The organism is Comamonas squillarum (assembly GCF_025309455.1).
Taxonomy (GTDB): Bacteria; Pseudomonadota; Gammaproteobacteria; order Burkholderiales; family Burkholderiaceae_C; genus Comamonas; species Comamonas squillarum.
In genome coordinates this window covers 3,589,272-3,608,831 of record NZ_CP104377.1, presented here as the reverse complement: position 1 = coordinate 3,608,831, position 19,560 = coordinate 3,589,272, and the positions used below count along the sequence as shown (strand labels likewise).

Genomic DNA, 19,560 nt, shown 5'->3' with positions numbered 1-19,560 from the left:
ATGAGCAGCAACCGCCACCAGATTTTGGTTTTTCGTGAACTGCCCGAGGACCAACTGGCCCGCCTGCAAGCCGCGCATGACGTGACCGTGGCCAACCCGCGCATCGCAGCGCAGCGCGATGCGTTTTTTGCAGCGCTGCCCCAGGCCCAGGCACTGATCGGCTCGAGCTACCCGATCACCGATGCGCTGCTCGATGAAGCACCGCAGCTGCGGGTGATCTCCAGCATCTCGGTGGGGGTGGACAACTACCCGCTGGCATCGCTGCGCGAGCGCGGCATTGCGCTGTGCCACACGCCTGGCGTGCTGACGGAGACGACGGCCGACACCATCTTTGCGCTGCTGATGGCCACCAGCCGCCGCATTCCGGAGCTGGCGATGTATGTGCGCTCGGGCCAATGGCAGCGCAATATTGGCGAAGAGCTGTTTGGCTGGGATGTGCATGGCAAGACGCTGGGCATTCTGGGCATGGGCCGCATCGGCATGGCGCTCGCCCGGCGCGCGGCGCTGGGCTTTGGCATGCGCGTGCTCTACAACAACCGCAGCGTGGTGCCCGAGAGCGAATTGGGCACGCTGGCCGGCCAGGTGCATTATGTGGCGCGCGATGCGCTGCTGCGCGAGGCAGATTTTGTCGTCTCCGTGGTGCCATCGACCCCCGAGACCAAGCACCTGCTGGGGGCTGACGCCTTTGCGATGATGAAGCCCAGCGCCATCGTCATCAACGGCTCGCGCGGCGCGATCGTCGATGAGGCCGCCTTGCTGCATGCGCTCGATACCGACCAGATCCGCGCAGCCGGCCTGGATGTGTTTGCCACCGAACCGCTGCCGGTCGAATCGCCCCTGCGCACCCATGCCAAGGTGGTGGCGCTGCCGCATATCGGATCGGCCACGCACGAGACGCGCCACGCGATGGCCGAGATGGCGACCAGCAACCTGCTGCAGGTGCTGGCGGGTGAGAAGCCTGCAGGCGGGTTTGATCTGAGCCAGGCCTGAGCTGAGGGAGACGGGCCAAGCGCAGGAGCGCCCGCATAATGGCCGCTCGGCATTCTGGTGTCCAGCACGGCGCCAGCGGCCACCCACTTTCTCGTCTTGTCTCCTGACTGCGGCATGCCTTCGACTCTCCAGGTTCTCTCCCTCGCCTCCCCCTCTGCCGGCTACCGCCGCATCCGCTTTGCCGGCGCGCAGCTGGCGCCTTTTTGCCAGCACGACAACATCCACTGCCGCCTGGTGTTTCCATCGCCGCAACGCGACGGCGCCAGCAGCACACGCGTCTACACCGTCCGCGCCTTCGATGCCGATGCGCAATGGCTGGAGATCGATTTCTTGCTGCATGCCGATGCCGGCCCGGGCGCCTGCTGGGCCCAGCAGGCGCAGGTCGGCGACTGTGTCGAGATCCTCAAACCCGGTGGCCGCACGGCCCGCATTGCCGACTGGATGGTGCTCGCTGGTGACGACAGCGCGCTGCCCGCACTGGCCCGCATCGCAGAGCGGCTGCCTGCCAGCACGCGCGGCCATGTGGTTTGCGAGATAGCCGACCCGCAGGACGCGATCGACATACGCCTGCCACCCGGCATGCAGTGGCATTGGCTGTACCGCGCAGGCGCAGCTGCAGGCACCGGCGAGCAGCTGCAGCGGGCGGTGCAAGCACTGGATTGGAGCGCCGCACAAGCCATTGAAGGCGCCAGCCGCTTTTTATGGGTAGGCGCCGAGTTTGCCACCGCGCAGGCGCTGCGCGCCTGGGCAGTGGACAGCCTGGGGCTGGGCAAGCAGGAGCAGCTGATCGTGGCCTACTGGCGCCGGGGTATGAGCGAGAACGAGCTGCGCGCGCCCAAGGCGGACCTGGAAAAAACCTAGACCCTGTTTTTAGATCTCCGCCGAGCGCGAAATATGCCGGCGCAGCAGCGCCGCGGCATAGTCGGCATCGCCTTCCTTGAGCGCCTTGAGAATGCCCAGGTGGTCGGTGCAGGCCTGGCGGATGTGCTGCTCGCTCAAATGGCTGAAATGCGCAAACTCCGAGATCTTGCGCAGCGAGTTCTGCCGGCGCACCGACTCGATCAAAAAGCGGTTGCGCGACCAGGACACCAGGGTTTCGTGGAAATTCGCATTGGCCTTGAACCACACATCCTGGCGCAGCTGCTCAACGGGCATCTGCAAGATATCTGACTGCTCGCGGAACAGCTGCTGCAGCTGCTCGGGATCGGGCGCAAAGTCCGCCATCTTGAGTGCGCCGCACTCGACGATGAGCCGAAAATCATAGCTCTCATGCACGGCCTGGGGGTTGTCCAGGCTCTCGGTAAAACGCCAGCCATGGCCGGGCAGGCGCTCGGTCAGGCCCTCGGCGGCAAAGCGCATCAGCACGCGGCGCACGGCGCCCCGGGTCACGCCAAACAGCTCCACCAGCTGCGCCTCGGAGACTTCGCCGGCCAGCTGGCCGCTGGCGCGGTGGTTCATGATCTGGCTGTACAGCGCCTCGGCCTCAGAAGGGGGCACCAGCTGTTCCAGCGCATCGTCGCCATCGGGAACGCGTTCGACCCGAAAACCCCGGCCCGGGTGGTAGGCCACCAGGCCCTGGGCCGTCAGCAGCATCAGCGCCTGGCGCACCGGCGTGCGCGAGACCTTGAGCTCATCGGCCAGGTGCAGGTCGGAGATGCGGTCGCCCACGCGCCAGCGGCCGCCATGCATCAGCGCCGTCAGCTGGCGCGCGACGTCGATCTGCAAAGAACTCAGCGATTGCTTCAAACCGATTCTCCCCTGGGTAGTGCTGCTGCGGCCCGCGCCTGCGCAATGCGGCGGCAGTGGCGGTGGCGCGCAGCATCTTGTTTTTGCCGGCCAGCCCCGAGCATACGCGCCAGGCTTCCCGTCTTGGCAGCATCCTTCATCGTAGTTTCCCTAAGTTTTGTTTGATTCTATAAAAAACAAATTGACAGTCAATGACCACGAAATTAATGTATTAAAAGTTCACAAAACACAAAAGGAAAAAGATGTCGCCGTTTCCACTCGTCACGCTGTCTGGCGCCCCCCAAGCCCGTGGGCGCCAGTATGGCGCGGCGCTCAAAGACCGCATTGCCCGCAGCGCAGCCCTCTACGGCGGCGCGCTGGAGAAGTACGGCATCAGTGCCGCACACAAGGCCGCGCTGATCGCCGAGTACGCCCAGAAGATCGCCGCCTTTGACGAGAACTACCTCGAAGAAATGCGCGGCATTGCCGAAGGATCGGGCGTTGCGCTCGACGACATCGTGATGATCAATGCCCGCACCGAGGCGGTGGCCCTGGCGCGCGCCCAGTCCACCAAGCCCGTCGATGACGAGCTGGACGACGGCTGCACCGGCGCCATGCTGCTGCCCGAGCGCAGCGCCTCGGGCAACCTGATCCATGGCCAGAACTGGGACTGGCGCGCCGAATGCGCCGAGACAGGCGTGGTGCTGCGCGTGCGCCAGGACCATGGCCCCGACTACCTGACCTTTGTCGAAGCCGGCGGCCTGGCCCGCAGCGGCCTCAACGCCGCAGGCATCTCGATCACCGCCAACTACCTCGAATGCGAGCGCGACTACACCAAGCTGGGCATTCCGCTGGGCCTGATCCGCCGCAAGGTGCTGGAGCAGGAACACTTTGCGCTGGCCGCCAAGGCGGTGGCCACCACGCCCAAGTCCTGCTCCAACAACATCATGGTGGCATCGGCCGCCGGCTTTGGCATTGACTTTGAATGCGCGCCCGACGAGGCCTTCCCGCTCTACCCCGAGGACGGCATGATCGTGCACGCCAACCACTGGGTCAGCCCGGTGGCGCTGGCCAAGCTGCGCGACACCGGCATCCCCCATGTGCCCGAGAGCTTTTACCGCGACTGGCGGGTGCGCAAGATCCTGCAGGAGCAAGGCCGCCTGCTGACGCGCGAATCGCTGAAGAAGGCGCTGTTTGACGACTTCCTCTCGCCGTATGCGGTATGCCGCCCACCGCGCCCCGCCGATGGGGGCAACCTGACCGCCACCGTCGCGATGATCGTCATGGAGCCGGCGCTGGGCATCATGGAGATCGCGCCGCTGCCGGCCATCAACCGCCAGTTCACCACCTACCGCCTGCATGGCGATGGCGCGGCTGAACCTTCTGCCGCCGCCGCTGCGGCGCTGGAGCACTGAGCGCCATGTGGAAATTCGCTGCCACCCGCATCGGCATGGCGATTCCGACCTTGGTGATCGTGGCGCTGGCCGTCTTCATTCTGGTGCGCCTGATCCCCGGTGACCCGGCAGCGCTGATGCTGGGTGACTCGGCCGATGCCGCATCGCTGGCGGCCCTGCGCGAGCAGCTGGGCCTCAACGCCAGCCTGCCCACGCAGTTCCTGGTCTGGTCCGGCCATGTGCTGCAGGGCGACCTGGGCCAGTCCATCTCCAACCGCCAACCGGTCGCCGCGCTGATCTGGGAGCGCTTTGCCGTCAGCGCCCAGATCGTGCTGCCTGCCGTGCTGCTGGCTACGCTGGTCGCCGTGCCGCTGGGCATGCTGGCCGCCTGGCGCCAGGGCCGCCTCACCGACCTGGCGCTGGTCGCCACCGCCACCTTGCTGCTGTCGCTGCCAGCCTTTTGGATGGGGCTGCTGCTCTTGATGTTCTTCGCGCTCAAGCTGGGCTGGTTTCCGGTGGTCGGCTTTGTCGCCTTTGGCGAGAACCCGCAGCAGGCGCTGCTCTACCTGGTGCTGCCCATCACCACCTTGCTGCTCCATGAGATCGGTGTGATCCTGCGCATGACCCGCGCTTCCACGCTGGAGGTGCTGCACCTGGACTACATCACCCATGCCCGCGCCAAGGGCCTGAGCGAGATGACGGTGATGCTGCGCCATGCGTTCAAAAGCGCCTTTGGCCCCACCTGGACCCTGCTGGGCCTGATTCTGGGCAACCTGCTCGCCGGGGTGGCGGTGATCGAGACCGTGTTCACCATTCCCGGTCTGGGCCGTCTGCTGGTTGATGCGATCTTTGCCCGCGACTATCCGCTGATCCAGGGCTGCCTGCTCTTCATCGCCAGCATCTATGTCCTGGTGAATCTCTTTGTGGACCTGCTCTACCCCATCTTTGACCCCAGGGTGGCCGCATCATGAACCGCCGCTCCCTCTCCTTCTGGCTGGGCGCTGGCCTGGTCTCCGTGGTGGTCGTCGTGGCCTTGCTGGCCACGTTCTGGACGCCGTATGACCCGCTCAAGCTGGACTTCAAGACCCGCCTGGCAGCGCCCGGCTGGCAGCACTGGATGGGCACCGACGAGCTGGGCCGCGATGTGCTCAGCCGCCTGATGCGCGGCACGGCCACCAGCATCCGCATCAGCCTCAGCACCGTGTTTCTGGCCACCTTCTTTGGTGTTCTGATTGGCGCGCTCAGCGGCTACCTGCGCGGCTGGCCCGACCGCATCCTGATGGCCATCAACGATGCGCTGCTGGCCTTCCCGGGCCTGTTGATGGCGCTGGGCCTGCTGGCGGTGTTTGGCGCCAGCACCAGCGGCATCATCATCGCGCTGGCACTGGCCTATGCGTCATCGGTGGTGCGGGTGGTGCGCGGCACGGTGCTGGGCCTGCGCGAGCGTGATTTTGTGCGTGCCTCGCGCGTCATGGGCAACTCCGAGACCTACACCTTGCTGCGCCATGTGCTGCCCAACTGCATTGCACCGGTGATCGTCATGGCCACCTCCATGTGTGGCTGGATCATCCTGGCCGAGAGCTCGCTGAGCTTTCTGGGCCTGGGCGTGGCGCCACCGGCACCCACCTGGGGCAACATGCTGGCGGGCAGCCGCTCCTATGTCAGCCAGGCGGCCTGGCTGGCGATTTTCCCAGGGCTGGCGATCTCGCTGGCACTGCTGGGCATCAACCTGCTCGGCGACGCCCTGCGCGACCGGCTCGACCCACGCATGCGGAGGCGCGTATGACCCCATCCCCTACCCTGCTGCAGATCCAGAATCTGAGCCTCTCGGCCGGCGCCGGCAAACTGGTGGTGCGCAATGCATCGCTGCAGCTGGCCGCTGGCGAGATTGTCGGCATCGTCGGCGAATCGGGCTCGGGCAAGACCATGCTCAGCCGCGCCGTGATGCGGCTCACGCCCCATGCCATCAGCCGCAGCGCGGGTGACATCCTGCTGGACGGCCAGTCACTCTACGCGATGAACGAGCGCCAGCTGCGCGCTGTGCGCGGCCCGCGCGTGGCCATGGTGTTCCAGGAGCCAATGACCTCGCTCACGCCCACCCTGAGCATTGGCGAGCAGCTGCTCGAAGGCCTGCGCATGCACCTGCCCCAGGCGCGCGAAGAGCACATGCCGCGCATCCACGCGATGCTCGAGCGCGTGGGCCTGCGCGATACCCAGCGCATCCTGAGCGCGTTTCCGCATGAGTTCTCGGGCGGCATGCGCCAGCGCATCATGATCGCCTCGGCCATGCTGCTGCGCCCGGCGCTGCTGATTGCCGACGAGCCCACCACGGCGCTGGACGCCGTGGTGCAGCGCGAGGTGATGGAGATGATGCTGGAGCTGACGCGCGAGAACGGCACCGCTGTGCTGCTGATCAGCCATGACCTGCCGATGGTGGCCCGCTACGCGGACCGCATGGTGGTGATGAAGCAGGGCGACATCGTCGAGACCGGCCCCACCGCCCAGGTGCTGGCCGCCCCCGCGCATGACTACACGCGCCAGCTGCTGCGCACCCTGCCCCAGCGCCGCGCACCGCGCCAGATCGACCGCACGGCCCCGCTGATGTCGGCCCGCGACCTGGTGCTGGAGTTTGGCGGCCGCCAGCGCTGGTTCCGCAAGGGGGCACCGGCGCGCGTGCTCAAGGGCATCAGCCTGGATATCTTCCCCGGCGAGGTGGTGGCCGTGGTCGGCGAATCGGGCTCGGGCAAGACGACGCTGGGCATGATCCTGTCGGGCCTGCTGCAGCCCACCAGCGGCAGCCTGCGCTACAAGGGCCAGCCCTTGCTGCCGGGCAGCCCGGGCTTCAAGGACTACCGCTACAACTGCCAGATGGTCTTCCAGGACCCCTACTCATCGCTCGACCCGCGCATGACGGTGCAGGCCCTGGTGGCCGAGGCGCTGCGCATGGCCGAGGGCCTGAGCGCCAGCGACAAGCGCGAGCGCGTCCAGCAGGCGCTGGCCGATGTGGGGCTGGGCGGCGATTTTGCGACACGCTACCCGCATGAGCTCTCGGGCGGCCAACGCCAGCGCGTGGCCATTGCCCGGGTGCTGGTGCGGCGCCCCGCGCTGATGATTGCCGACGAGGCGGTCTCTGCGCTCGATGTGACGGTGCGCGCCCAGGTGCTGGACCTGCTGGCCGAGCTGCAGCAGCGCTATGGCTTCTCGTGCCTGTTCATCAGCCACGACCTGGGCGTGGTCGAGCAGATTGCCGACCGGGTCATCGTCGTGCAAGGCGGGGTGATTGCCGAGCAGGGCACGCGCGACGCCGTGTTTGACCAGCCGCAGAACCCCTATACGCGCCAGCTGCTCGATGCCATCCCGATGCTGCAGGCAACGCCCGATGGCGGCGTACACCTGCGCTGGCGCCATGCCGAGGGCCGGACCAACGCCCCTGCGGACAACGCCGCCTACCCTGCCTAAAAATTCAGCAATTTACCTGGAGTCCTCTATGTCATCCCTTCCCGCCCGCCAGGGCCACGGCATCAAGCTGAGCTACTACGACTTTGGCGCCACCACCTTTTTTGCCAGCCAGTTCGACCAGCGCTTCAGCTACTGCCTCTACGTGCCCAAGAACTACAGCGAAAGCGAGGACAAGCTCTATAACCTGGCGGTGATCGTGCACGGCACGGGCCGCACCGCCAGCCAGTACCGCGACCGCTTTGCCGACTTTGCCGACCGCAATGACTGCATCGTGCTGGCGCCGCTTTTCCCCGCCGGCATTGGCGTGGCGGGTGACCTGGCCAACTACAAGCGCATTCTTTTCCATGGCATCCGCTATGACCAGGTGCTGCTGTCCATGGTCGATGAGGTGGCGGCCAAGTACCGCGTGCGCAGCCAGCGCTTTTTGATGTATGGCTTCTCGGGCGGCGGCCAGTTCTGCCAGCGCTTTTTTCTGCTGCACCCCGAGCGCCTGCAGGCCGTCTCGATTGGCGCGCCGGGCGTGGTCACCCTGCTCAACACCGACTACGACTGGTGGGTGGGCGTGCGCGATATCGAGCAGCGCTTTGGCCGCACGCTCAACCTGGCCGCGATGCGCGAGGTAGCCGTGCAGACCATCATCGGCACGGCCGACACCGCCACCTGGGAGATCACCATTCCGCGCGACAGCGCGCTGTGGATGGATGGCGCCCAGCTGCAGGGCGACAACCGCATCGAGCGCATCACCGCGCTGGCCGACAGCTTTGCCGCGCATGGCATCCGCGTGCAGCGCGACACCATGCCCGGCATTGCGCACGAGCCCTTCAAGGTCATCGAGCCGGTCGAGGCCTTCTTGCAGCAGTGCCTGCGCACGCCGCAAGCTGCCTCGGTGTAAGAACCTGTTCCAAGCCCCCACGCCACCGTCCCCACCACCACAAGGAAGACCATGCCCACCAGCCGCTCTCTTTGGTCGCCCGCGCTGCTTGCCGCAGCCTGCGCGCTCAGTGCCCACAGCCAGGCCGCCGGCGCCCCCGATATGCTGCGCGTGGCGCTGCATGCCGATATCGCCAGCGTCAACCCCGGTGTCAACCGCGACGCCAACTCCGACATGGTGATGGCCCATGTGGTCGAGGGCCTGGTGGCCTATGGCGAGGACCTGACCATCAAGCCCATGCTGGCCAGCAGCTGGAAGGCCAATGACGACAGCACCAGCTACGACTTCAAGCTGCGCCCGAATGTGCGTTTTCACAATGGCAAGACCTTGTCGGCCGCCGATGTGGTGTGGAACTTCAAGCGCTACCTCGATCCCAAGACCAACTTCCAGTGCATCAACCGCTACAACGGCAAGATCGGGCCGGCGCTGCAGGAGGTGAAGGCGGTCGACGCGCAGACCGTGCGCTTCAGCTTCTCGGCGCCTGCGCCCAACTTCTTGATGACCCTGGCCACCATACAGTGCACGCCCTGGATCATCCATCCTGACTCGGTAGCTCCCAACGGCAGCGTCAGCCAGGTGATCGGCACCGGCCCCTATAGCTTTGCCGAGAAGCAGACCGGCCGCTACACCGAGCTCAAGCGCTTTGCCGACTACAGCGCGCTGCCCGGCGCGCGCGATGGCTATGCCGGCAACAAGCAGGCCAGCATTGCTACCTTGCGCTTTGTCACCGTGCCGGACGCCAGCACCCGCTCCAACGGCGTGCTCTCGCGCGACCTCGATGTCATCGACGATGTGGACCCCGACACCATCAAGGTGCTCAAGGACAAGGGCGTGCAGGTGGAGGTGCAACCCACCCCGAGCTGGGTGGTGCTGCAGCTGCAGACCGAGGCGCCGGCGCTCAAGGATGTGCGCATGCGCCAGGCGATTGCCAAGGCGCTGAGCCTGCCCGATGTGGCCGAAGCCGCTGGCAAGGGCCTGTTCACGCCCAACCCCTCGGTGATATCGCCGCTCAGCCCCTACTACGACCAGCGCAGCAAGGCCTGGCCCGGCTATGACCCGGTGGGCGCCAGCGCACTGGCCAAGCAGGCGGGCTACAAGGGCCAGCCCATCACGCTGCTGGTGGCCAACCGCCAGGAGCGCGTGCAGCTGGCCACCATCTTGCAGGCGCTGCTGGGCTCAGCCGGCATCAACATCGACATCAAGGTGCGTGACTGGGCCTCGCAGCTCGATCTGTACGGCAAGGGCCAGTACGAGCTGGCCATCTTTGCCTACTCGGCGCGGCTCGATCCCTTGCTGATGTATGAATCGCTGATCGGCGACAAAAAGGCCGAACCCACCCGCCAGTGGGACGATGCGCAGGCCTCGGCCTTGCTCAAGCAGGTGGCGATGGAGCGCGACCCGGCCCGCCGCAAGGACCTGTTCAACCAGCTCCATGCGCTGATGGCCAAGGAGGTGCCGATCATCGGCCTGTACAACCTGCCCGTCGTCACCGCGATGGCGCCCAGCATCAAGGGCTACAAGGGCTGGCCCGCCGGCACGCATCGCTTCTGGGGCGTGATCCGCGCCGCGCCCTAAAGCCGCCTCTGCGCGTGGCCAGAACTGCCTGGTTCTGCCACGCGCCCGCCTCTTTCCCCGCATTCCGCTCTCTGCGTTTCACACCCTGTATGTCTTTTTCTGCAACCGACTACCGCCTGGCCGACGCCACGGCACTGGCCCAGGCCATCCGCGCTGGTGCGCTCACACCCCAGGCAGCCGTGGACCATGCCTTTGCCGCCATCGAGCGCTGCAACCCCCAGCTCAATGCCGTGATCCTGACGATGCGCGCGCAGGCCGAGGAGCAACTGCGCCAGCTGCCGGCCGACGCGCCGCTGCGCGGCGTGCCGGTGCTGCTCAAGGACGACTGCCCCAGCTATGCCGGCGCGGCGATGTCCTATGGCTCGCGCGCGGCGCTGGGCCATGTCTCGACCACTGACCACACCCTGGTAAGGCGCTACCAGCAGGCGGGCATGGTCATCGTCGGCAAGACCAATCTGCCCGAGTTCTCGGCCAATGTGGCCACCGCGCCCAGCCTGCATGGCCGCACCCTGAACCCCTGGAGCGCGGCACACAATGTGGGCGGCTCCTCGGGGGGCTCGGCCGCCGCGGTGGCCGCGCGCATGGTGCCGCTGGCCTATGGCAATGACGGCGCGGGCTCGATCCGCATTCCGGCAGCCTGCACGGGGCTGTTTGGCCTGCGCCCCTCGCGCGGCCGTGTGGCCTGCGGCCCCGTCTCCAGCGAGAACTGGGGCGGTCTGGTGAGCCACCATGTGCTCACGCGCAGCGTGCGCGACTCGGCCCTGATGCTGGACCTCACTGATGCGCTGGAGCCCGGCTCGCTCTATGCCGCGCCCGCCAAGGCCGAAGCCTTTAGCCAGGCGCTGCTGCGCCCGCCCGGGCGGCTGCGCATTGGCGTGCTGCAGGATGCGGACCCGGCCCAGGCGCTGGATGGCGACATCCTGCAGCGCCTGCAGGACACGCGCCGCCTGCTGCAGGAGCTGGGCCATGCGACCGAAGAGGCGCACTGGAACTTCTCGCACAGTGATCTGGCCGCTGCTTTTAGCCGCATCATTGCCGCCTACACCGCGCTGGAAGTGGATGACCTGGTGCGCAGCACCGGCAGGCCAGCGACGGCGGAGTTCTTTGAACCGGTGAACCTGGGCCTGGCCGAGCAAGGGCGGCGTCTGGGCGCTGTCGAGCTGTTGGCCGCGCGCAATACCTGCAACAGCATCGCCCGGCGCCTGGGCGAGATGTTTGGCCGCTATGACCTGCTGCTCTGCCCGGTAATGCCGACCCTGCCCCAGGGCCTGCAGGCGCTCGATGTGCGCCAGCCCGATGCGCAGCACTTCATGCAGGAGTTCATGGATGCGACCGTGTTCACCCGCCCGGCCAATGCGGCCGGCGTGCCCGCGATGAGCGTGCCGCTGTGGCAAAGCGCCAGCGGCCTGCCCATGGGCATGCAGTTCATCGCGCCCTATGGCGCAGAAAGCCGGCTGCTGCAGTTGGCCGCGCAGCTGGAGCAGGCCCTGCCCTGGGACCCGCGCCTGCCCCCCGTCCACGCTTGATTCCAGACCCCTATGCTCTACACCAAACCCTATTACCAACCCCAGCAGCCCGCGCAGATCAAGGAGCTGGTCGACCGCGTGGTGCTGGGCACCCTGGTCACGCCGCACAGCGAAGGCGTGGCGCTGTCCCACCCGGTGTTCCGGCTCGACACCACGCGTGGCGCACTGGGCACCGTGGTCTCGCACGTGGCATCGGCCAGCGACCATGTGCGCTTTCTGCGCCAAGGGCTGCCGAGCATCGCCATCCTGATGGACCCGGGCGGCTATATCTCGCCGTCCTGGTACCCCAACTACCCGCAGCGCGACAGCGCGCCGACCTGGGGCTTTCAGGTAGTGCACCTGCATGGCACGCCGCGCATGCTCGAAGAAGATGAACTCGTCGCCCACCTGCAGGACCTGGTAGGCCATATGGAGCGTGGCCGCCGCTGCCCCTGGGACAGCAGCGAGCTGGGCCCCGGCGGCATGGAGCGGCGCCTGCCCGGCATTGTGGGCTATGAGATGCCGGTGGTGCGCTGTGAAGCCAAGTTCAAGCTCGGCCAGGACGAACGCCCGGCCGACATGCGCGGCGCCGTCGAGCGCCTGCGCGAGCAGAACCAGCATGCGCTGGCCGATACCATAGAGCAGCACTGCCAACTCCAACAACCATGACCACCCCAGACAAACAGACCGACCCCATCGCCGATGCCATTGCGCGCCACCACAGCGGCCTCAGCGCCGTGCCGGAGGCCGCCGCCTTCCATGCCTGGGTGGCGCAGCAGCGCGGCAGCTGGAGTGGGCTGCTGCCCGGCCTGGCACAGGCGCGCATGGGCCATATCGATTTCCGCAGCCCGGATTCGGCCGTGGCCGCCGCCAGCGCCAGCATGGACCGCGAGAGCGCCATCCGCGCCTATGAGGACCTGCAGCAGCGCCAGGGGTTTGAGATGGGTGTGGGCCACTGGATGGAGCAGCGCTGCGTCTACCAAAGCAGCAACTACGCATCCACCCGCCTGGCGGGCGCGATGCGCGACTGCCACCTGGGCTTGGACCTGTTTGCGCCCGCAGGCACCGCGCTGCGGCTGCCGCTGGCCGCAGAGGTGGTGGTTGCGGAGGTGCGTGATATCCGGCTGGACTATGGCGGCATGCTGGTGCTGTGCCACCAGGGCCCTGCACACCCTCAGTTTTTCAGCATCTGGGGACATCTGAGCCATGCATCGGCCCGGCGCTGGCAGCCGGGCGATCAGATTGCCGCAGGTACCGAGTTTGCCCAGCTGGGCGACTTTGCTGAAAACGGCTGGTGGCTGCCCCATCTGCACCTGCAGCTGTGCCTGCTGCGCCTGCCCGACTTCAGCGACGCACCCGGTGTCGGCGAGCAGGCCTTTGCGCCGGTCTGGCAAGACATCTTCCCCAACCCGGCGCCGCTGCTGCGCGCCGATGATGAGGCGCTGCGCAGCTAATTACTGTGCGGCTGGGTCGCAGCGCACCTGGTTCATATAGATCGAGCAGTTGTACTTGTTGCCCTGAAAGCTCGCCTGGTAGCGCGTCGATTCGCGCTGGCGGTCAAAGCCAAAGACCTGCACATGGGCCTCGGTGCTGCTGAAGTAGTTGGCGGTTTTCTCGGCGATCACCTGGTCCGACAGCACCGCATTGCTGCCAATGGGCGCCACCACATCGCAGCCCTGCAAGGCCAGCACGGCCACGCACAGGGCGGGCCAGGCGGCCAGGGGCAAAGACTTGCGCAAGATGGAGGGGGTCATGGAGGCATCCTGTAGGTAGCGGCAATGCGCTACTGTCTCACATCCCGTCGGTCCTGTCAGGAGGTGGTGCGTCAGGCTGCTTGCGCTTCGGCAGGCACGGCAGCCGAGCGCGCATTCCAGCGCTGCCATGCCTTTTCATGGAAGAAAAAGGCAAAGGCCTGCACCGTGGGCTCGAGCAAGCTCAACGTGAGCGAGGCAATCAGGTTGCCGGTGACAGCATAGGCCACCATCGCGGCCACCGTGATGTGGATCAGGTAGTAGCTGGCGGTCTTTTTGAGGGTTTGGCGGTTGTTCTGCAGGCTGCGGCGGAGGGAGGACATGGCGGGCTCTTTCTTGCAATGAGGGCCACTAACACACCCCTTGATACGTCGTTGCCTGGCCGGCCGCGCCAAGCCTTGCCGTACTACTGTACTGTCTGCGGCTTGGCGCCTAGTCTCAACCGCAAACCTTTGGTTTGCTGGGTCGTGTTAGCGGCCCTAAATCAATGACAGTGCTGTAAATGATATTTATTAGCAATGGCAAGGGCCAATGAATCCTCGCTAAAAACAGCATACGTCAGCGCAATGCCTGCCGTCACGGGCAGGCGGCCCGCGCGCCAAGGCCTGCGCTATGATGCGGTGCGGTTGCCGACCGGGCGACGTAATAACACCTCCATAACAAGCCAGACGACCTATGACGACGGACCAGCAACGCAGCTATACGGCACCCTGCCCGGGCTGCGGTGCACCTGTGGAATTTTCCAGCGCCCAGTCTGTATTTGCCGTCTGCCCGTATTGCCACAGCTCCATCGTGCGCAATGGCGATATCTTGAAGCGCATCGGCAAGATGGCCGAGGTCTTCAACGACTACAGCCCGCTCAAGCTGAACCAGACCGGCCAGTTTGCCAAGGGCAGCCAGGGCAAGCCGGAGGGCTTTCGCCTGGTGGGCCGGCTGCAGTACAAGGGGGAGACCGGCAGCTGGAACGAATGGCTGGCACTGGGCGACAGCGGCGAGACCGCCGTCATCAGCGAGGACAACGGCCAGTTTGTGCTGAGCCGCGCGAGCCAGGCCCCCACCAAGAACCTGCCCCCCGCCGACCGCTGGCAGCCGGGCCAGCGCATTGCGATCAGCGGCGTGCAGTACAGCGTGACCAGCGTGGTGCTGGCCCAGCTGATGGCGGCCGAGGGCGAGATGCCGCACCAGCCCGAGCTGGGCAAGCCCTTTACCGTGGTGGAGCTGCGCACCGAAGACGACAAGGTGCTGTCCATCGACTACAGCGAGCAGCCCCCTGCCGTCTACCTGGGCGCGCCGGTGCTGCTGGGCTCGCTCAAGATTGCAGGGCTGCGGCCCACGTCCACCAAAAAGGACCAGGGCCGGCACTTCAACTGCCCGCGCTGCGCGGCGCGTGTCGACATCAAGCTGGACACGACCCAGGCCCTCACCTGCCCGAGCTGCGGCTCGCTCATCGATGTCTCGCAAGGCATTGGCGGCGAGCTGCGCGCGGCGATGCAGAAAGACCCGGTCAAGCCCCTGGTGCCGCTGGGCAAGATAGCGACGCTGGCCGGCAGCAAATGGCAGTTGGTGGGCTTTCAGCACCGCATGGGGATCGAACCCGATGACGACGAGTACTTTGGCTGGGATGAGTACCTGCTCTACCACAGCCAGCAGGGCTTCCAGTTTCTGGTCAACAGCAGCGAAGGCTGGAGCCTGGTCAAGACGCTGACCGGCGCGCCCGACTACCGCGCAGGGCGCAGCACGGCGACCTGGAAGCAGCAGACCTACCAGCTGCAATCGCGCTACCGCGCCGAGACCACCTATGTGCTGGGCGAGTTCTACTGGCCAGTCGCCCGGGGCGACAAGACCGACAATGTGGACTTTGCCCGGGGCAAGGATGGCGCGCAGCTGCTGAACCTGGAGCAAAGCGCGCGCGAGCTGAGCTGGTCACTGGGCCGCAAGATGACGCCCGAGTCGGTCGCAGCCGCCTTTGGCATGAGCGACCAGCTGGCGCTGTTCAAGCCCGAGACCAGCAGCTTCACGGTGCCCAAGCTGGGCTGCATGCCCATCATCATTGGGCTGTTCCTGCTGTTCTTTTTGCTGATCTGGTTGTGGCCCAAGGGCTGCGATACTGCGCTGGAGCGGCGCAAACTGGCCGCCGACCCGACCTATGTGAGCAAGTGCAGCACCAGCACGGGCAGCGGCCGGTCGTCGAGCGGTTCCTGGGGTGGCTACAGCTCCGGCGGCAGCCACAAATAAACAATGGCTGGCAACAGCACTGCGCAGAGCCCAACCCGGGCGCGCATTTGACGAAGGAGAGAGTTGTGATGGATTTGGAATGGTTCCGCCCTGCGGCGTTTTTTGGCTCCATCCTGTTCGCCATGGTGGGCGTGGTGGTCTTCTGGCTGTGCTTTCTGATCATCGACAAGATCACCCCCGTGGACATGTGGGCCGAGATTGTGGAAAAGCAGAACCTCGCGCTGGGCGTGGTGGTGGCGGCGATGAGCCTGGGCATCAGCATCATCGTGGCAGCGGCCATCGGCTAGCGCCTGTTCGTGCCACGCCAGCTGCTGCGGCTGGCATGGCCACTACCGCCGTCGCCCGTTGATGATCGCTGTTGGCCACGGATGGCCGCTGCTGCAGCGCCTGGCATCTGCGCGGGCGATTGGCCCTTTTTTCCTGTTAGCCCACGCTGCTGGTGCCCGCGCGCCTGGCACCGTCCCTGCACTGTTCGCCCGTGTCGACCTCCAGCCCTGACAACCCCTCTGCCAACGCTTCCCCCCCAGCATCGCCCAGCCCGCGCCCCGATGGCGCTTTAGGCAGCGATCACGCGCTGGAGTTTGGCCACGCCGCCCTGCCGGAAAGCGGCGTGCGGCGCGCCAGCCCGCTGGAAGTGGCGATGCTGTTCAGCGTCTTTGTGGTGGCGGCCTGTGGCCTCTTGTACGAGCTGGCCGCAGCGGCGCTCGCGTCCTACCTGCTGGGTGATTCGGTGCTGCAGTTCTCCACCATCATCGGCACCTATCTGTTTGCGATGGGCATCGGCTCCTGGCTGTCGCGCTACCTGGTGCGCGAGCTGCCGGCGCATTTTCTGCGCATCGAGCTGATGGTGGCGCTGGTGGGCGGGGCCTTGCCTGCCGTGCTGTCCATCATCAACGCCTATGTGCCCAGCGCCTTCCACTGGATGCTGTATGGCACGGTGCTGGTGGTGGGCACCCTGGTGGGGCTGGAGATACCGCTGGTCATGCGCATCCTCAAGCGCAATGTGGTGCTGCGCGATCTGGTATCGAAAGTGCTGACCTTTGACTACCTGGGCGCGCTGGCGGTGTCGCTGGCCTTCCCGCTGCTGCTGGTGCCGCACCTGGGCCTTATCCGCACCGGGCTGGTGTTTGGCCTGCTGAACGCCTTGGTGGCGGTGTGGGCGCTTTTTCTCTTCAAGGAAGAGCTGCGCCGCTTTGGCAGCCATGTGCTGGCCTGCGGCCTGGTGATTGCCGCCTTGCTGGGCGGCCTGGTGGGCGCCGAGCGGCTGACGTCGCTGACCGAGGACCACTTCTACCAGGAGCCCATTGTGCTGACCCGCACGACGCCCTACCAGCGCATTGTGGTGACCCAGGGCAAGCGCGGCGCGCGCCTGTACCTGAACGGCAACCTGCAGTTTGCCCAGAGCGATGAATACCGCTACCACGAGGCCCTGGTGCACCCGGTGATGAGCCGCTTTGGCGCGCCGCGCAAGGTGGCGGTGTTTGGCGGTGGCGACGGCATGGCCGTGCGCGAAGTGCTCAAGTACCCCTCGGTCGAATCGGTGACCCTGGTCGAGCTGGACCCGCAGATGACCGACCTGTTCCAGAACGTGCCGAGCATGCAGGCGCTCAACAGCAATGCCTTGAACGACCCCAAGGTGCGCATCATCAATGCCGATGCCTTCCAGTGGCTGCAGAAGGCCGACGAGGTGTTCGATGTGATCATCGTGGACTTCCCCGACCCGACCAATTTTGCAGTGGGCAAGCTGTTCACCAACAGCTTCTACGCAATGCTGAGCCAGCATTTGGCGGCCAGCGGTTTTGCGGTGATCCAGACCACCTCGCCGCTGATTGCGCGCGAGAGTTTCTGGACCGTGGTGACCACCGTCGAATCGGTGGGCATGCAGGCCACGCCCTACCACGCCCATGTGCCCAGCTTTGGCGAATGGGGCTTTGTGATTGCCAGCCGCCGCCCCTGGAGCCTGCCGACCACCTTGCCCGAAGGCATGCGCTTTTTGAGCCTGCCCAGCCTGCCGCTGTTGTTTGACTTTCCGCCCGACATGGCGCGGGTGCCGACCGAGGTGAACCGCCTGTCCAACCAGGTGCTGGTGCACACCTATGAGCGCGAATGGGGCAAGGTGGCGCACTGACATGATGGCCTGCCACCCTTGCCCACTGCGGACCGCCCAGTGATGCAGCGCCGCTCCGTCCTGAAAGGCGCCGCGGCGCTGGCTGGCAGCAGCGCGCTGGCCGGCTGCAAGCCCGCGCCACCCAGCACCAGCACAGCCCATATCCAAGGCGGCTTTGTGGGCCAGGCCTGGGAGCGCGGCCATGCGATGCGCGACCGCCTGGCACAAGGCCTGCCGCTGCCCGCGCCCAGCCGTACCCACCGCGTGCAGGTGCTGATTGCCGGCGGCGGCATTGCCGCGCTATCGGCCGCCCGCGCCTTTCGCCTGGCAGGCGCCAGCGATGTGGCCCTGCTGGAGCTGGAAGACCAGGGCGGCGGCAACAGCCGTGGCGGCACGGTGCAGGGCCTGCGCTGCCCCTTGGGCGCCCACTACGTGCCGGTACCTGGCGACAGCGCGCCCGAGGTGCAGGATCTGCTGGAAGAACTGGGTGTGCGCCAGCGCGTAGCTGGCCGCTGGCAGTACAAGGACGAGTACCTGTGCTTTAGCCCGCAGGAGCGCCTTTTTATCCATGGCGAATGGCAGGAAGGCCTGCTGCCCACGCAGGACGTGGCCGCCAGCACCATCGCCCAGTACCAGCGCTTTGCCCAGCTGGTGGACAGCGCCATGCGCGCGCAGCCCTTCAGCATGCCGGTGATGCGCAGCTGGCAGGCCCAAGGCGGCCTGGCCCCCGCCCACCAGGCGCTGGATGCGATCCCTTTTGACACCTGGCTGGCCCAGCACCAGCTGGACGACCCGCTCCTGCGCTGGTATCTGGACTATGCCTGCCAGGACGACTTTGGCGCCGGCTGCGTCCAGGTATCGGCCTGGGCGGGCCTGCACTACTTTGCCAGCCGCCACGGCTTTCAGGCCCCGGGCATGCCAGACGACGCGCACGACAGCGTGCTGACCTGGCCGCAGGGCAATGGCTGGCTCAGCGAGCAGCTGAGCGCCCCGGTGCAGGCCGCCGGCTGGCTGCACAGCGGCCACACGGTGATGCGGATCGCCGAGACGCGCCAGGGCGTGGAGATCGACAGCTTCAACCACGCGAGCCAAAGCATGGAGCGCTGGCAGGCTGCGCACTGTATCGTGGCGCTGCCGACCTTTATCGCGGCCCATGTGGTGCAGGACCCGCCCGACTTTCTGCGCGCCGCCGCGCAGGCATTGGATTGGGCACCCTGGCAGGTGACCAATGTGCATATCCGCGCCCCACTGCGCGACCGCCCCGGCGCCGAACTGGCCTGGGACAATGTGCTGTACGACGATGTGGCCCACGGCGGCCTGGGCTACGTCAACGCAGGTCACCAGCGCCTCAATGCCATGCAGCAGCTGCCCACGGTGCTGACCTGCTACCGCGCCTTGGGCGGCAACGCGCCTGGCGCCAGCGCCCGCAGCGCCCGCCAGCAACTGCTGGCCCAAACTTGGGAAGCCGCCCGCGACCAAACCCTGGCGACGCTTGCCCGCGCGCACGCCGACATCTACGAAAAAACCACCCATGTCGAGGTCATGCGCTACGGCCACGCGATGGCCATTCCCCGCCCCGGCACCCAAACCGTGCTGAGCCGCATCGGCCAGCCCGCCACCAGCGCCAAGCGCCCAGCGCGGATCAACGGCGAACGCCTCCAAGCCCTGCCCACCCCGAGCACCGGCCGCCTGCATTTTGCGCACAGCGACTGGTCGGGGTATTCGGTGTTTGAGGAGGCGTTTACGCGGGGGTTGTATGCGGGGGCGGCAGCGGTACGGGGGTGATGGAGGCAGCTGCGCATGCACATTGGGAGCCATGCCTCACGCCGGCAAGTGAAGCGCATGGCTGAGATGCAGCAGGCGCTGGTAAGCTCCTTTGCTCACAAAA

At 66.4% G+C, this 19,560-nt stretch carries 18 protein-coding genes; 15 read left to right on the top strand and 3 right to left on the bottom strand.

Annotated elements, in window-relative coordinates:
* Entirely contained in the window at positions 1-990 is a 990-nt protein-coding gene (locus N4T19_RS16680) for a 2-hydroxyacid dehydrogenase (protein WP_182344385.1), read from the top strand.
* A gap of 114 nt (positions 991-1,104) precedes the next feature.
* Positions 1,105-1,851, top strand: a complete 747-nt coding sequence (locus tag N4T19_RS16675) for a siderophore-interacting protein (protein ID WP_260718568.1) — start codon at positions 1,105-1,107, stop codon at positions 1,849-1,851.
* Positions 1,852-1,860: 9 nt separating this feature from the next.
* Here the strand turns inward: N4T19_RS16675 and N4T19_RS16670 are convergent, their stop codons facing one another.
* Entirely contained in the window at positions 1,861-2,736 is an 876-nt protein-coding gene (locus N4T19_RS16670) for a GntR family transcriptional regulator (RefSeq protein ID WP_232539490.1), read from the bottom strand.
* Between the two features lie 242 nt (positions 2,737-2,978).
* Here N4T19_RS16670 and N4T19_RS16665 point away from each other — a divergent pair, with 242 nt between their 5' ends.
* The 9 genes from N4T19_RS16665 to N4T19_RS16625 all read left to right on the top strand — a co-directional run bounded on the left by N4T19_RS16665 (position 2,979) and on the right by N4T19_RS16625 (position 13,033).
* Positions 2,979-4,130, top strand: coding sequence for a C45 family autoproteolytic acyltransferase/hydolase (locus tag N4T19_RS16665; protein WP_260718567.1), 1,152 nt, complete (start codon positions 2,979-2,981; stop codon positions 4,128-4,130).
* A gap of 5 nt (positions 4,131-4,135) precedes the next feature.
* A complete protein-coding gene (locus N4T19_RS16660) occupies positions 4,136-5,080 on the top strand; it encodes an ABC transporter permease (protein WP_116925371.1) in 945 nt (314 codons plus the stop codon).
* A complete protein-coding gene (locus tag N4T19_RS16655; RefSeq protein ID WP_116925370.1) occupies positions 5,077-5,895 on the top strand; it encodes an ABC transporter permease in 819 nt (272 codons plus the stop codon). Before N4T19_RS16660 ends, N4T19_RS16655 begins: the two co-directional genes overlap by 4 nt.
* Positions 5,892-7,568, top strand: coding sequence for a dipeptide ABC transporter ATP-binding protein (locus tag N4T19_RS16650; RefSeq protein ID WP_260718566.1), 1,677 nt, complete (start codon positions 5,892-5,894; stop codon positions 7,566-7,568). Before N4T19_RS16655 ends, N4T19_RS16650 begins: the two co-directional genes overlap by 4 nt.
* Positions 7,569-7,596: 28 nt before the next feature.
* On the top strand, positions 7,597-8,460 hold the full coding sequence (locus N4T19_RS16645) for an alpha/beta hydrolase family protein (RefSeq protein WP_260718565.1): 864 nt from the start codon (positions 7,597-7,599) through the stop codon (positions 8,458-8,460).
* A 51-nt stretch (positions 8,461-8,511) separates the two neighbouring features.
* Positions 8,512-10,074, top strand: coding sequence for an ABC transporter substrate-binding protein (locus N4T19_RS16640; RefSeq protein ID WP_260718564.1), 1,563 nt, complete (start codon positions 8,512-8,514; stop codon positions 10,072-10,074).
* 89 nt (positions 10,075-10,163) lie between these two features.
* Positions 10,164-11,600, top strand: coding sequence for an amidase (locus N4T19_RS16635; protein ID WP_182344372.1), 1,437 nt, complete (start codon positions 10,164-10,166; stop codon positions 11,598-11,600).
* A gap of 12 nt (positions 11,601-11,612) precedes the next feature.
* Positions 11,613-12,248, top strand: coding sequence for an FMN-binding negative transcriptional regulator (locus N4T19_RS16630; RefSeq protein WP_116925365.1), 636 nt, complete (start codon positions 11,613-11,615; stop codon positions 12,246-12,248).
* Positions 12,245-13,033, top strand: a complete 789-nt coding sequence (locus N4T19_RS16625; RefSeq protein WP_260718563.1) for a peptidoglycan DD-metalloendopeptidase family protein — start codon at positions 12,245-12,247, stop codon at positions 13,031-13,033. Before N4T19_RS16630 ends, N4T19_RS16625 begins: the two co-directional genes overlap by 4 nt.
* Here the strand turns inward: N4T19_RS16625 and N4T19_RS16620 are convergent, their stop codons facing one another.
* Together N4T19_RS16620 and N4T19_RS16615 are read right to left on the bottom strand one after the other, a co-directional pair.
* A complete protein-coding gene (locus tag N4T19_RS16620) occupies positions 13,034-13,333 on the bottom strand; it encodes a hypothetical protein (protein WP_116925363.1) in 300 nt (99 codons plus the stop codon).
* Positions 13,334-13,404: 71 nt separating this feature from the next.
* Entirely contained in the window at positions 13,405-13,653 is a 249-nt protein-coding gene (locus tag N4T19_RS16615; RefSeq protein ID WP_260718562.1) for a DUF2061 domain-containing protein, read from the bottom strand.
* A gap of 352 nt (positions 13,654-14,005) precedes the next feature.
* Between N4T19_RS16615 and N4T19_RS16610 the strand changes: the two genes are divergently transcribed.
* The 4 genes from N4T19_RS16610 to N4T19_RS16595 all read left to right on the top strand — a co-directional run bounded on the left by N4T19_RS16610 (position 14,006) and on the right by N4T19_RS16595 (position 19,457).
* A complete protein-coding gene (locus tag N4T19_RS16610) occupies positions 14,006-15,565 on the top strand; it encodes a DUF4178 domain-containing protein (RefSeq protein ID WP_260718561.1) in 1,560 nt (519 codons plus the stop codon).
* A gap of 68 nt (positions 15,566-15,633) precedes the next feature.
* Positions 15,634-15,852 (top strand): DUF350 domain-containing protein, encoded by a 219-nt coding sequence (locus N4T19_RS16605; protein ID WP_021027983.1) that lies wholly within the window; start codon positions 15,634-15,636, stop codon positions 15,850-15,852.
* Between the two features lie 353 nt (positions 15,853-16,205).
* Positions 16,206-17,693 (top strand): polyamine aminopropyltransferase, encoded by a 1,488-nt coding sequence (locus N4T19_RS16600; protein ID WP_052330132.1) that lies wholly within the window; start codon positions 16,206-16,208, stop codon positions 17,691-17,693.
* A gap of 42 nt (positions 17,694-17,735) precedes the next feature.
* On the top strand, positions 17,736-19,457 hold the full coding sequence (locus N4T19_RS16595) for an FAD-dependent oxidoreductase (RefSeq protein ID WP_260718560.1): 1,722 nt from the start codon (positions 17,736-17,738) through the stop codon (positions 19,455-19,457).
* Positions 19,458-19,560 lie beyond the last annotated feature (103 nt).